We start from the raw sequence: 13,218 nt of genomic DNA, 5'->3' as shown, positions 1-13,218 counted from the left end.
ACAAACTTAGCGCATGCCCTCATTTTAAAAATAGTAATAAAAATGAGGACATGCTGTAGTGCTATGAACCTTCGTCAACACGCACGAGCTTCACGCTACCATCGGCACTTGTCACGCGGCGATAACGCGTATTGCCAGAACTTGATGGTTGGACTGACGACTGAGGGGAGTAAGTGATGGGACTGCTCGTTTGTTGTTGAATCAACTGTCCCATGCGATCAGCAGAGGCAGGCTGTAAAGGCTGACTGTTCGCTGGTTGCCCATATTGGTTGCCATATTGGTTGCCATATTGTGTGCTTCTTGGAGCTATGTTTCCTGCATTTCCAATGATTGAACGGTAAAATTTCTGTCCTGCGCGTCCATCAGCGGGGAAGATGCCCTTACTGGTTTGGTACTGCTGAATCGCAGTGCGAGTATTGTCTCCAATAATGCCGTCGACTTCACCAATATCATAACCAGCATTTAACAGCGCTTGCTGAATGTCTTTGGCTTGCTGGCGACTGATACCCGGATCATCGGTAGGCCAAGCAGTGACGAAGTCAGTTTTGCTGCTGTCTTCTTTGGTAATTAGGTCTGACAAATGCGCGATGGCTAAGGCGTAGTTCTCTGACGCGTTGTACGAATAAAACGTATCGAAGTTTTTACCCACTAAGAAAGCAGGGCCTTCAGCGCCTGCAGGTAATAGTAATCCTGCACTATTCAAGTCGTAAGGCAATGGACTGCCATTGGCGAGCGTTAGCCCTTGATCGCGCCAGTGGCTGATAGACTTTTTGTTCTTTCGGTCAGAGGCGGCCCAATAACCACTGGGCAACTTGACTTCGTAACCCCACGGCTCGCCAGTACGATAACCACGATTGTCCAAGAAGTTAGCGGTAGAGGCTAGCGCATCAGGGACGCTATTGACCAAGTCGCGACGACCATCGCCATCAAAATCAACGGCCAATTCTAAAAAGGTGCTCGGCATAAACTGCGTTTGCCCAAAAGCGCCTGCCCATGAGCCAGTCATATCGCTGGGCGCGATATCGCCATTTTGGACGATTTTTAGTGCATTGGCATATTCACCTTGAAAGTAGCTCTGACGACGGTCAAAACAAGACAGCGTCGCTAGGGATTCAAACAACGGCTTTTTGCCCAATGTCTGACCGAAGTTTGACTCAACACCCCAGACGCCTAGTACGTGCTCGGCTTTGACCCCATAGCGTGATTCGATTTTACGTAGCGTATCACTCCATTGACGCTTGGCGCGGATACCATCTTCGACACGCTCGCTATCGACCAGTGATGAGAGATAATCCCAAACGTCTTTTTGAAACTCTGGTTGATAGTTCAACGATTGAATGACGCTAGGATCAGGCTGGCTTGGGCGATAGTTGTTAAAGGTATAACCATCAACTCCGCTAAATTTGCTAGAGTTTTTTAATCCATCTAAACATTGTTGCAGCTCGGCATTAGATAAGTCTGGGGCTGGAGGTTTGGCCGCTTGGGCAGTGCTAGCAAAACTCAAACCAACAGCAAGGCTAAGTATCGATAAAGTAGAAACTGGAGTCAAACGCATGAAAATGTCCTATAAACGTCAAAGTGGTCATTAAAAGAGGATGCAGAACTGGTTAAGGTAGTATGGACTTAGAGTAACCAATCTAAATAGTAAAGAAAAGGTATCGAAGCACTCAGTTACTATAAATGGACGCTGGCGTGAGGTTAGGAGAGGGTTTTGGATGGAAAAGTCTAGTGTCAAAATGCCTAGCATCTTAGTAGATCCTTATTTTCACTAAAACCCAACTACTTCTCCAAAACCTTATCCAACTCATTAATAAAGTTATGAATGCGCTCTGCATTTTTGCCCAAATCGCTACCGCCAACCCGTGACTTACTGCGAATATCGAGCAGACGCTCACTGCCGTTATCCGTCACACGTACGACAACGTCGTCTTTAAAGCCGAACCACATCGTACTATCTGTCGCTTCGACAATGCCTTTATCCACATCACTATTTACCAAATCCCAGCCTAAATTATTGATGGCTTGTTCGGTCGCCTTGACCAATTCAGACTTTGATTGCGTATAGGTTAAGGTTTGCAGATCCGGATAGGCGTCACGTTGTTGTTTTGCAGCTTCCGCACCTGCGTACTCAACGGGATTTGGCGCGTCAGCGCGTAGTGGGGCAATGGCCACAAACTTAGGTGGATTAATCAAGTCGGTCGATATATCGTGAATAGGCGGTACACTTTTGCCTTTATTCATCATACTTAGCGGCATAGCTATGGCAATAGCAGACAGTAGCAGCGCTATTACCGTGCTACCAAGTGTCACTGTTTTGCGTTTAAATATCATTTGTAAAACGAGTAAGATAAGGGCAGCGATGCCAGCAAACACGCCGAATTTAAATCCCGTAAAGGCGGTACCCAAATCGACGATGCCATATTTATAAAGCGGACCGGGTAACGCCACCAGCAAAAAGGCGATTAAGCTGACGAGACTAACTAGAGCTTTCATTAGGTTTCTCCGTTATGATTTAATCGTCGCTTAATCACTATTGAATCATTGCGATAATTAAGCTTATATTTAATTCAACAGCCAAACATGCTCAGTGACTTTTAGCTCAGGTGCGGAGCCAATAGTAGCAGGTTCATTTATCAGCTCGTTAATTTGATAGTGCTCGCCATAGTATTGCTGTATCTGTTCGCTACTAATCGAGAAGGGTGGTCCATTCTTTTTACTTTGGTCATAATTCAATGTGAGTAACAGTTGCGGCGCTATTTTATTACTCACATTAACACCAAGTTTGTGTACGTGCTCGCTATATTTCATACGCATATTGGCTGGCAGGGCAATCAATGCCGCTTTATCATATACTGCATCGACAAAGCCAATATCCTCAGCTGTTAGCGCAAAAATATCAGCGACCCATAACGTTATTGTTCGTCCTGTTAGCTGACCTTGATAATATTTGATCGCTGGATTACGCACATGCTGATGTACAGTAGGTATGATATTTTGTTCAGCAAAGAATTCTTGTACGGCTGTCTCAACCAGTTCAACGCCAACCACGTCATAGCCTTGCGCTGCTAGCCATGCCATATCTATTGACTTACCACATAAAGGCACAAATACTCGACCACCAGTGGGCACGTTTAAATGGCTAAAGTATTTCGTTAATAACGGATTAACTTCAGACTGATTAAAACCAATGCGTTTCTCTTGCCAGCGCGCTTGCCAAAATTCAGGGTTCATAAGTTCGCCTTTATTCATTGAAGTTTATATTATTAGTTATTTTTATAATAGCTTTTTGGTTAATAATACTAAGGGTATTAAAAAGCCAAACGCCTATGGAATAAGCGTTTGGGTATGATTAAAAGTCGCTCTAAGAACTATGCTTTTTCAGCAGTTTCTTATTTAACGTTTTGTTTAGCTCACCATGTACTTACTGAACTCTTTACGCAATTTGGCAAGCTTTGGCGGTATGGCGAAGTTGCAATAAGCCTGTCCCGGATTTCTATTGAAGAAGTCTTGATGGGTCTCTTCTGCTTGATAAAATTCAACGGCAGGGTGTACTTCTGTGACGACGTTGAGACCCATGTCGCGTAGTTTGTTGATTGTGCGATCGACGGTTGGTTTTTGATCTTCGTCTGTGTAAAACACCACGCTGCGATATTGGCTACCAACATCATTGCCTTGACGATCCATCGTGGTGGGATCATGAGTGGCAAAGAAAACATCGAGTATGACTTCTAACGGGACGATAGACTCATCAAACTTAACCTTGATGACTTCAACGTGTCCGGTGTCGCCGCCGCAGACGGCTTCATAGTTAGCAGAGACAGCATCGCCGCCCATATAGCCTGAAACGACAGACTGTACGCCTTTGACGGATAAAAATACAGATTCGGTGCACCAGAAACAGCCACCGCCTAATATAATGGTTTGCATAATTTTTCCTATTATTATAGATGTTGTTATAGAGATAGGCTAAGGTCTTTATTTGGATGCAATGATGTCATTTTTCAATGACTTGTTACTTTGAAGAATTTATTACCCTTAGCGCGACCTAATCAGCTTAGCAGGGCAGTTGGCTGCGATAAGTAACAAACAGTAATGTTATAATGGGCTTTTGCTACGTTAGTCCGCTCTGGGCTAACGCTATCAGTTGAATACCATCGATTAAATAGCATCGATTAAATAGTATCGATCAGAACCACTGAGCATTTCCCAATCAAAGTTTCAATGTCGAAAACCAAAAACCAAAAACGAGTCGCACCATGAACCAAGCCAAGCCTGCTATCAAACATGACACCTTATTCACAACGCCACTCGATAAAGCGGCGCGCTTTTCCTTTGATGAGCAAGTGGTGGCTTGTTTCCCTGATATGATTCGTCGCAGTGTGCCTGGTTATGGTCAGGTGCTGGCAATGCTACCAATATTTGCCCGTCGTCATTGTAAATATCGCCAGCAGGATGATAATGGTCAGCGTGTCGGTCGCATTTATGATTTGGGCTGCTCACTTGGGGCGGCAAGTATGACGTTGGCTGGTGAATTTGACCCGCAAGATTTACAGATCAAGGCGATTGATATCTCACCGGCGATGACGACTGAAGCGACGACTTTATTGAATGATCATTATCCTGAGCACGATATAGAAGTCATCACTGCTGACATTCGCGACGTCAAGCTTGAGCCATGCGATATGGTAATTCTGAATTTAACGCTACAGTTTTTACCAGCCGCCGATAGAGTAGCAGTGCTAGAGAAGATTTATGCCGCATTAAGTGAAGGTGGCATACTAGTACTAACTGAGAAAACCCATGCGTTTGATGAGCAGTATGATGCATGGTTGGTTGAGCGTTATTACGACTTTAAGCGCGCCAATGGCTATACCGAGATGGAAATCAGCGGCAAGCGTAATGCGCTAGAAAACGTCCTTATTACCGATACCTTAGATGAGCATCATGCACGGTTGAGTGATGTTGGTTTTAAGCGTCATCTGACATGGTTTCAGTTTTTGAATTTCGTTTCTGTGGTGGCGTTTAAATAGAATTTATTTTGGGGGCAAACAAGGCACTAATATGATTCCATCTATAGCTGAACAACATATTCATCAAGTGTTAACAAAAAAAATGAGCATACAATCGTTTGAACAATGGTTGTATGAAGACAACGTATTAGAGTCTAGCAACCCTGATTTGTATCTTGAGCTGATTTCCTTTGATTATAGTTCTGAAGATAGTTTTAAGGATTACTATGATAGTTTTGCAAGATACGTCCATTTTTACAAGTTTGAAGCAGACCGAATAACAGAATATCTAAACTCAATTATCAATAGAGATGAAGGTTGTGGTGATGCGATTCATGAAATGTATCATTTGTATCACGATAATTACAAGTTTCTTGAAAGGCTAGGGATGGCATACGGAGTTCGCTTAACAGATTACGATACTTCGATACCAAATGATGAATTAAACGATATTTTAGATGACTTTTATCCCGATATTATTAGCAACGCTAAAAATGTATTAGGTTGGCTAGAAGAAGGCAAAATTGTTTTTAAAGGTCAGGGTGACAGTTACGACGCTTTTGAGTACGACGACCTTCGTAGTGAAGCGGAGATTCTACAAGGAAATGCGTAGCGTATACTTAATTTAATGGCACAAGTAAATACTCGCGTTATGAGCTATTAGAAAATTCTATTTAAAGAAATTTCAGGTGCGCTGGGCACACCCTACGAAGTATATGCTTTTGCCGAGGGACGAGGCGCGAATAAAGTTTTAAAGAGCGACGACCTATGCCTCGCATATTTGCCCACTTTTAAAGCACTCCAATCTCGAGGCTTATCTTTTTTTCTTTACTTTGACTTTTTTCATTATTATCCATTTAAATAACAATCAATACGGTAATCTGCTTTTATGCTTAACGACACTATCATCCACGCCGAACGCGAACTGTATTTAACCTTATTAGAGCTGGCACAGCAGCAGCCGAGCGCCTATGAGTGGCTGTCAAAATTACCCACGTGGTTAAATGATATCAAGGATAAAGCCAACTATGCGCATGCGCCGGCTTATCAAGCGTCGGTAGCACGTTTGCCAACATTAGCCGTTGATAATGTGGATTTGGACAGTGACATATTGACGCTGAATGCGCCGTTGAGTGACTCTGAGCGCAAACAAACCATGGCGCTACTAAAGCAATTGATGCCATGGCGCAAAGGGCCTTTTCAGATTGGTGGTCAAGTCGATAGTGGTCAGAATGAAGATCAACAAGCCGCGCCAATTTTTATAGATACCGAGTGGCACAGTGATTGGAAGTGGCAGCGGGTCGCACCGCATTTAGGAAATTTAAAAGGTCGGCGTGTTTTAGATGTCGGCGGCGGCTCCGGTTATCACGGTTGGCGTATGGCAGGGGCTGGCGCGGATACAGTAATTATCATTGATCCGTCTTGCCTGTTTTATCATCAGTTTATGGCGATTCGTCATTTTGTGGGTAACGCTGATGCTCATACTCATGTTCATGGTACAGGTCGTTATCGTACCCATTATATTCCCGTGCCATTAGAAGCATTGCCAGAGCACAGTCAGCTGTTTGATACCGTGTTTAGTATGGGCGTGCTGTATCATCGTCAGTCACCCTTTGAGCACCTGCAACAACTCAAAGGACAGTTGGTAAAAGGTGGTGAGTTGGTGCTTGAGACTTTAGTCATTGAAGGCGATGCCAATACGGTACTGGTGCCGCATGATCGCTATGCGCAAATGAATAACGTGTATTTTTTGCCGTCAGTCGCCGCATTAATTGGCTGGCTAGAAAAGGCTGGATTCTCAGACGTGCGCTGCGTAGATGTAGCCGTAACCTCGATTGAGGAACAACGTAAAACGGAATGGATGACCTATCATTCGTTAGCCGATTTTTTAGACCCCAATGATTCTAGCAAAACCCTTGAAGGCTATCCTGCACCGATGCGTGCGACCTTGATTGCCAAAAAGTAGCGCGTACTTACCTACCATAAGGAAAATGGGCAGTGAAAAAATTAACGATTTTACTCAGTGCTATGATGGGTTTGCTGCCATTGACGTCCATATCTGCTCATGCTGCCTATGGTACGCCATTTGAAGGGTGGGGCTTTGTACAGGATGATTGGCAACTGGTCTGTGATAATACCTTGACTTGCCGAGCAGCGGGTTATGCGGATGAGAGTATGTTGGATACGCCTGCCTCGATTTTGTTGACAGCTTTACCGCAAAAGTCGATACCAAACGTACAGGTGGCTTTTGAATACCAAGAAGACAAGGTGGATAGTAGCGACAATGAATTGAGGGCAACAGAGCTTTGGCTAAACAATAAAAATTATGGTGCCATTGAGAAGGGTGCGCTTAATACTAAGCAAACTCAGCAGCTTCTAAGTCATTCGCGTCAAAATACTAAGATAGAGATAAGAGCGGGTAATGATCGTTGGACAATCAGCGACAAAGGCATGAGTGCCGTGCTGCTCAAGCTTGACGAGGTGCAAGGAAGAGTAGGGACACCAGTAGCACTAGTGAGCAAAAACAATCCTAATCGGCAAACGCCTAAAGCAGCCAAAGCAAAACCTGTGATTAAAAAAGCGATCTCATATTCTGATGATAAACAGCAGCTCGATCCTGCAAAGCTAGTGTATTTTCAAAAAAATATAAATAAGTGGATTGATATTGATGCTAAGGAGCTTATCGGCTCTGAAGACGATATGGGAGACTGTGAGCTGGTCAATCCAAAGACCGAAGCGTACCAACGAATGCAAGAATATGGCGCTGATAGGCTAGACTGGGAATTTACACCCGTAGATGCTACCCATACATTAGCCAGTCATATTTGTTGGCAGGGCGCATACAACGAAGGCTATGGTTATTGGCTGATTGACAAGGCAAAACCCCGTCGTTCGCAGCTAATTACTACCATGGGCAATGATTATTCTAATGGCGAGATTTGGGCAACACACAAAGACCGCGGGGTTGGCGATTGCTGGAATCGGGCGATATGGGCTTGGGATGGAAAAGACTTTGTTCAAGCAGAAGATTCCAGCACAGGAATGTGCCGGGGTTTCGCCGGTGGCGCGTGGGATCTGCCGACTTACGTGAGTGACGTTATCCCGCAGTCAGATAAGTGAATGATTTGCTTTAATACACTCACATAAACAACATGAATAATGACTTTGGCAGCGACGGCTCTTTATTGGTGACTTTGTCTATTAGCGACAGGGTCAGTCATATTATCATTGACGAATAGCGCTATCCGTTTTTCTTATGGTTTATAAATAAGAGATCTGTTTAAATGAACCATTTGTTAAACGCCACTTCTATTAGCACCTTGAGTATAAATCCTATAAAGCCCGCACCAAGCGCTAAAAACATCCAAAAAGTACCGGCGCGACCGGCTTCAGAGCGTTTTGATAAGTCCCAAATGATAAAGAATAAAAACGCAATAAATATGGGTAATAGTACGTACAGCCCCCAACTGGTGACGGTACTGGCAGCAATAGCAAACATGGCTTAATCCTATAGAGTAGTAACATGCCATCTATTTAACGCTATTATCTTATAGTCAATTCACTATAAATTGGATAGGGTGTTAGCCTTGCTTGGTCTACTATTGGTAGTACTTTCGCTCAGCTTCCTTATATCCAAATTATAGTGAACCAACTTTATCGCTTTTTAAAAATCACCCTAAAAAAGCGCATCACTCCTCAAATAATGAGCAGCAATAAAATAATAAATGAAAATTAAATAGAGGGGCAAAATACAAAGCGTCATTATAACGCGGAAGTAAGCAGGTATAAACTGCTGCTATCAGTGAGACAACAGTAACGCTACAATTGCATTTTTTATTAAGGCGTGTTCTCAATCTGAACCCGAAATGCTAAATAACTGCCAATTAATCTCAAATATGAGTACCAACCTTCATCACCGTAAGATTTTGGTGCTAATTTTGGCGCAAATAGTGCAATGAAGCGCAAAGATTGTTATATTTACAGGTTACTTATCTTTTTATATTAATTTGTCACCTGCCATGTCAGTCGCTATTATAATAAGCCGTTACCGACTGCGCGCATTCGCCCCATTTTTTGTACCATTTTTTATTTATCTGAGTTTATAGTCCTATGTCACAAGCCCAAATTGATACGCTAGCATCCTTATTTAATGATGCGGTTCAAACCTTACAAGCCGATGGCGCGTTGCCAGCTGATTGGCAAAATAACAGTCAAATCACCCGTACAAAAGATTTAAGCCACGGTGATTTTGCCAGTAATATCGCGCTGACGGCTGCCAAAGCGGCTAAGAGCAATCCACGCCAGCTTGCCGAAAAAATCGTCAATGCGCTGCCTGACAACCAAGACATTCGCCAAGTAGAAATCGCAGGTCCAGGTTTTATCAATGTCTTTTTAAATGCCGACGCTAAGTTTTCGGTGTTAGACAATATTTTTAAACAACAGGATCGCTTTGGTTTGAGCGACCAGTTCGAAGGGCAAAAGGTACAGGTTGAGTTCGTATCCGCCAATCCAACCTCTAGTTTGCATGTCGGTCATGGGCGCGGTGCCGCATTTGGCATGAGCGTGGCAAACTTGCTTGAAGCCATTGGTTATGACGTCACTCGTGAGTATTATGTCAACGATGCCGGTCGGCAAATGGACATCTTGGCGACCAGTACGTATCTGCGTTATCTAGAAGCCAACGGTGAACAAATAACTTTTCCCGTGAACGGCTATCAAGGCGACTATGTCAGTGATATTGCCCAAACACTAAAAGCACAACATGGCACTAGCTACGTGCATAGCTTTACAGACGTTGCTAAAAATGCGCCAGAAGATGCCCAGTTTGAAATCAATGATGATGGTGAAAAAACACTGCTATCAGGCGACAAAGAAGCGCATATTGATGGTCTAATTGCTAATAGCAAAGCATTGCTTGGTGATGGCTATGAGCTGTTTTTAAATGCGGCATTGAGCAGTATTTTGGCTGATATCAAAGACGACTTAAATGACTTTGGTGTGCGTTATGAATGCTGGTTTAGCGAAAGATCCATTGATAGTGAGATTGCGCCGGTTTTACAGATTTTAGAGGATAAAGGCTATCTGTACGAAAAAGACGGCAATATTTGGTTTAAATCGACTGATTTTGGTGATGAAAAAGATCGTGTGGTACGCCGTGCCAATGGACAATCGACTTACTTTGCCTCTGATATCGCTTATCATAAAAATAAGTTCGATCGTGGCTTTGATAAAGTCGTCAACGTTTGGGGCGCCGATCACCATGGTTATGTGCCACGGGTAAAAGCGGCGTTGTTAGCTTTGGGGATTGATGCAGAACGCCTTGATGTGGTGCTGGTTCAATTCGTAGCATTATGGCGCGGCAGTGAAAAAGTGCAAATGTCGTCGCGTTCAGGCAAGTTTGTCACCTTGCGTGAGCTGCGCCATGAAGTCGGTAACGATGCAGCGCGCTTCTATTATGTCGCGCGTAAGCCTGAAGTGCACGTCGACTTCGATTTAGAGCTGGCCAAATCACAAAGCAAAGACAACTTGGTTTATTACATTCAATACGCGCATGCACGGGTTTGCCGCGTATTAGAAAAGCTAGAATCCAGTGGTCTGATTGTAGACGATTTGATTGGTGCCCAGCACCAAAACTTGCTGACAGCGCCTAGTGAAGATGAGCTAATCAAACTCTTAGCGGCCTATCCAGCGACACTGTTACGAGCTGCTACAGGCTATGAGCCGCATGTACTGACCAACTATCTAAAAGATTTGGCAGCACTCTTCCACGGCTGGTACGATAGCAATCGTATTCTGCCAGTGAGCTTGACCTCAGGTGAGACGCCAAGCCAAGAAGAGCTCGATATGATGCAAGCCCGTCTGCGCTTGTCAAAAGCGGTACGTCACGTAGTGTCCAATGGGCTTAGTTTATTAGGGTTATCTGCACCGTCTAGCATGTAGAACATATACAGACGAGCGATAGCAATAATTCGACGATAATTCGATAACGACAGATAGATTCAGTAGGGAGAAAGAGATCCATGCTAGCCAAAAAACCTAAAGGTGCGACCGAAAAGCGCAAATCAAGTAGCGTATCAGGTTTATTATGGATGTTTGTCGGGGCAGTATTGACCCTAATGATCGGGGTGTTTTTGTACCTCTCACCATTATTTGATTTTAGTCCCGCTGATAGCACTGCCGGTAATGATCCTGATCGGCAGGTAGAGCCCCGCGTCGATACCGATACCGATAATAGCGATTACGAATTCTACGATATTTTGCCCAATCAAGAGATGGCGACCATCCCTGATGAAAATATCGGTGAAACAGGTAATGATGGCTTGGGCAGTATCGGTGCTTTTGAGCCGGACGTCGTCGTTACTCAACCGGAGAGCAATTCAGCCAGTCGCAATGATGATACGGGTAACTTTGGTATTTCTGAAAGCACCGTGATCGAGCCAAGCCGTGGTAACAATGCTGGTACGGCCAATAATAGCGATGATATCGTTATCGTTGAAGAAGACGCTACCTATGATGGCGCGCCGGCGACTAGTAATAGTGGCAATACGGCAAACCGAGCCAATAATTCAGGGACGAATGCGGCTAGCGTCCAACCTGCCAAACCTGCGGCGACCTATATCTTACAGATTAACAGCTTTGGTGATGCTGATGAAGCCGATCGTCGCCGTGCGCAAGTGCTCATGGCTGGCGTGGATGCAAGAGTAGTCAAAAACACCACGGGTAATGGTTTGCCAATTTATCAGGTCATCTCGCGTCCAATGAACAACCGTCAAGCGGTTGCTAGTGCGCAGCAGCGCCTACAAAACAACGGCATTGACTCTATCATCGTTGAGCAGCGCCGTTAGGTTGAATGCTTTGTGCTCGTTTTAGTCATGTGTTAACAATAAGAAAGCGTCGCAATGACGCTTTTTTTATCTCTGATTTTTGACAAGAGTGTTTTATCTTTTCGGTTTATTCTATCTTATTAAAACCTTCACAAAGAGTATGGCTATGACAGTATCTGACTCAGCAACACCGCCTACTGGCAACGTTAAAGCCTTTTTTCAAAAGTATTTTATCGATGCTTTTACAGGTATGGCTTTAGGACTATTTGTCACATTGATTGCTGGTTTGATTATCTCACAAATCGGTGGTTGGTTAGAAATGCCAGCACTCATCGCAGTCGGCAAGCTGGCCTCTGTATTAATGGGTGCTGGTATCGGTGTGGGCATTGCTTATTACCTCAAAGCGCCGACCTTGGTTATGCTCAGCTGCTTGGTAGCAGGGATGCTGGGGGCGCACTCTGAAGCGTTGATGGCAGGGACGCTTTTTACCCCGCAAGTGGGAGGACCTGCGACGTTCGTGGCGTTACCCGGCAATCCCATTGGCGCGTACCTGACCTCGGTATTTGCTTATCGCGCTGGTACTTGGGTCGCTGGCAAGACCAAGCTTGATATTCTGCTAGTGCCTTTATTGGTATGCGCCGTGGCATTGGCAGTTTGTGCTTTGCTTAATCCGCCTATCGTCGCTGCCGTCGCTGCTATTGGTCAAGGTATTCAAGCGGCCACTGAGCTACAGCCATTACTAATGGGTATTGTGATTGCAGTAGTGGTGGGTATTTTATTGACCTTACCAACCTCTAGCGCTGCTATTTGTATCGCTATTGGGCTTGGCGGTGTAGCAGGTGGTGCAGCAGTTGTTGGTTGTGCGGCACACATGATTGGCTTTGCCGTTGCCAGTTTTAAAGACAATGGGATCAGCGGTGTCGTCTCTCAGGGTTTAGGCACGAGCATGCTACAGATTCCAAACGTGCTAAAAAAACCTGTGGTTTTATTGCCCGCTGTTGTCGCTAGCGCCATCGTTGGCCCCATCGCCACGGTCGGCTTTGGCTTGGCGTGTACGGCGACAGGCGCGGGTATGGGCACTGCTGGACTGGTAGGAGTATTTGGCGTTATTGAAGCGTCACAAGAGATTATGAGTAGCGCTCAACTATGGACAGCGATTATTTTATTGATGTTCGTATTGCCTGCGCTGATTGCTGGCGTCGTCGCTTATATGATGCGCCGTCTGGGCTGGTTAGTCGATGGCGATATGAAACTGCCTTAACATTAAGCTTTATATTTACTTTTATATTTAAAGTTACTTAAGATTTTTAGACTGTGAACAACCAAAAAAGCCCTGCTAGTGTAGCGGGGCTTTTTTGACCGTCTTTATCTTTATCTAAATCTTA

12 protein-coding genes are annotated in these 13,218 nt (G+C 44.5%); 7 read left to right on the top strand and 5 right to left on the bottom strand.

All coding sequences use genetic code 11. From position 1 onward, the window contains the following. Positions 1 to 61 precede the first annotated feature (61 nt). The 4 genes from ACSUPM_RS12520 to msrA form a co-directional block, all read right to left on the bottom strand. The gene (locus ACSUPM_RS12520; RefSeq protein ID WP_025650888.1) at positions 62 to 1,555 is read right to left on the bottom strand and encodes a lytic murein transglycosylase; all 1,494 of its coding nucleotides are present in this window, start codon (positions 1,553 to 1,555) and stop codon (positions 62 to 64) included. 224 nt (positions 1,556 to 1,779) lie between these two features. After that, positions 1,780 to 2,493, bottom strand: coding sequence for a DUF1499 domain-containing protein (locus ACSUPM_RS12515; protein WP_025650889.1), 714 nt, complete (start codon positions 2,491 to 2,493; stop codon positions 1,780 to 1,782). Positions 2,494 to 2,562: 69 nt separating this feature from the next. Further along, entirely contained in the window at positions 2,563 to 3,231 is a 669-nt protein-coding gene (gene tmpT, locus ACSUPM_RS12510; protein ID WP_101211113.1) for a thiopurine S-methyltransferase, read from the bottom strand. 174 nt (positions 3,232 to 3,405) lie between these two features. Next, the gene (gene msrA / locus ACSUPM_RS12505; protein WP_025650891.1) at positions 3,406 to 3,927 is read right to left on the bottom strand and encodes a peptide-methionine (S)-S-oxide reductase MsrA; all 522 of its coding nucleotides are present in this window, start codon (positions 3,925 to 3,927) and stop codon (positions 3,406 to 3,408) included. A 329-nt stretch (positions 3,928 to 4,256) separates the two neighbouring features. On the opposite strand from msrA, the gene cmoA reads away from it, so the two are divergent. The 4 genes from cmoA to ACSUPM_RS12485 all read left to right on the top strand — a co-directional run bounded on the left by cmoA (position 4,257) and on the right by ACSUPM_RS12485 (position 8,129). Beyond that, positions 4,257 to 5,030 carry a carboxy-S-adenosyl-L-methionine synthase CmoA gene (gene cmoA / locus ACSUPM_RS12500; RefSeq protein ID WP_436879994.1) on the top strand — a complete coding sequence of 258 codons (774 nt, stop codon included), beginning with the start codon at positions 4,257 to 4,259 and terminating at the stop codon, positions 5,028 to 5,030. A 31-nt stretch (positions 5,031 to 5,061) separates the two neighbouring features. Beyond that, positions 5,062 to 5,622 (top strand): hypothetical protein, encoded by a 561-nt coding sequence (locus ACSUPM_RS12495; RefSeq protein ID WP_201577241.1) that lies wholly within the window; start codon positions 5,062 to 5,064, stop codon positions 5,620 to 5,622. A gap of 276 nt (positions 5,623 to 5,898) precedes the next feature. Next, positions 5,899 to 6,975 (top strand): tRNA 5-methoxyuridine(34)/uridine 5-oxyacetic acid(34) synthase CmoB, encoded by a 1,077-nt coding sequence (cmoB, locus tag ACSUPM_RS12490; RefSeq protein ID WP_201582886.1) that lies wholly within the window; start codon positions 5,899 to 5,901, stop codon positions 6,973 to 6,975. 32 nt (positions 6,976 to 7,007) lie between these two features. Then, a complete protein-coding gene (locus ACSUPM_RS12485) occupies positions 7,008 to 8,129 on the top strand; it encodes a DUF1176 domain-containing protein (RefSeq protein WP_436879993.1) in 1,122 nt (373 codons plus the stop codon). Positions 8,130 to 8,289: 160 nt separating this feature from the next. Here ACSUPM_RS12485 and ACSUPM_RS12480 read toward each other — a convergent pair whose 3' ends face one another. Beyond that, positions 8,290 to 8,508 (bottom strand): DUF2788 domain-containing protein, encoded by a 219-nt coding sequence (locus tag ACSUPM_RS12480; RefSeq protein ID WP_025668532.1) that lies wholly within the window; start codon positions 8,506 to 8,508, stop codon positions 8,290 to 8,292. A 611-nt stretch (positions 8,509 to 9,119) separates the two neighbouring features. Here ACSUPM_RS12480 and argS point away from each other — a divergent pair. From argS to ACSUPM_RS12465, 3 genes are all read left to right on the top strand, one after another. Continuing rightward, entirely contained in the window at positions 9,120 to 10,949 is a 1,830-nt protein-coding gene (argS, locus tag ACSUPM_RS12475; RefSeq protein WP_436879992.1) for an arginine--tRNA ligase, read from the top strand. Positions 10,950 to 11,029: 80 nt separating this feature from the next. Continuing rightward, the gene (locus ACSUPM_RS12470) at positions 11,030 to 11,854 is read left to right on the top strand and encodes an SPOR domain-containing protein (RefSeq protein ID WP_025652537.1); all 825 of its coding nucleotides are present in this window, start codon (positions 11,030 to 11,032) and stop codon (positions 11,852 to 11,854) included. Between the two features lie 145 nt (positions 11,855 to 11,999). Next, the gene (locus ACSUPM_RS12465; protein WP_025652536.1) at positions 12,000 to 13,094 is read left to right on the top strand and encodes a PTS transporter subunit IIC; all 1,095 of its coding nucleotides are present in this window, start codon (positions 12,000 to 12,002) and stop codon (positions 13,092 to 13,094) included. Positions 13,095 to 13,218: the final 124 nt, after the last annotated feature.

Source organism: Psychrobacter okhotskensis (assembly GCF_965638355.1).
Taxonomy (GTDB): domain Bacteria; phylum Pseudomonadota; class Gammaproteobacteria; order Pseudomonadales; family Moraxellaceae; genus Psychrobacter; species Psychrobacter okhotskensis.
This window is presented reverse-complemented; position numbering and strand designations above follow the sequence as displayed.

Bases quoted from the DNA above. Each gene is read 5' to 3' on its own strand.
- msrA (WP_025650891.1), bottom strand. From the start codon at position 3,927: ATGCAAACCATTATATTAGGCGGTGGCTGTTTCTGGTGCACCGAATCT.
- ACSUPM_RS12520 (WP_025650888.1), bottom strand. From the start codon at position 1,555: ATGCGTTTGACTCCAGTTTCTACTTTATCGATACTTAGCCTTGCTGTT.
- ACSUPM_RS12495 (WP_201577241.1), top strand. From the start codon at position 5,062: ATGATTCCATCTATAGCTGAACAACATATTCATCAAGTGTTAACAAAA.
- cmoB (WP_201582886.1), top strand. From the start codon at position 5,899: ATGCTTAACGACACTATCATCCACGCCGAACGCGAACTGTATTTAACC.
- ACSUPM_RS12465 (WP_025652536.1), top strand. From the start codon at position 12,000: ATGACAGTATCTGACTCAGCAACACCGCCTACTGGCAACGTTAAAGCC.
- cmoA (WP_436879994.1), top strand. From the start codon at position 4,257: ATGAACCAAGCCAAGCCTGCTATCAAACATGACACCTTATTCACAACG.
- argS (WP_436879992.1), top strand. From the start codon at position 9,120: ATGTCACAAGCCCAAATTGATACGCTAGCATCCTTATTTAATGATGCG.
- ACSUPM_RS12515 (WP_025650889.1), bottom strand. From the start codon at position 2,493: ATGAAAGCTCTAGTTAGTCTCGTCAGCTTAATCGCCTTTTTGCTGGTG.
- ACSUPM_RS12480 (WP_025668532.1), bottom strand. From the start codon at position 8,508: ATGTTTGCTATTGCTGCCAGTACCGTCACCAGTTGGGGGCTGTACGTA.
- tmpT (WP_101211113.1), bottom strand. From the start codon at position 3,231: ATGAACCCTGAATTTTGGCAAGCGCGCTGGCAAGAGAAACGCATTGGT.
- ACSUPM_RS12470 (WP_025652537.1), top strand. From the start codon at position 11,030: ATGCTAGCCAAAAAACCTAAAGGTGCGACCGAAAAGCGCAAATCAAGT.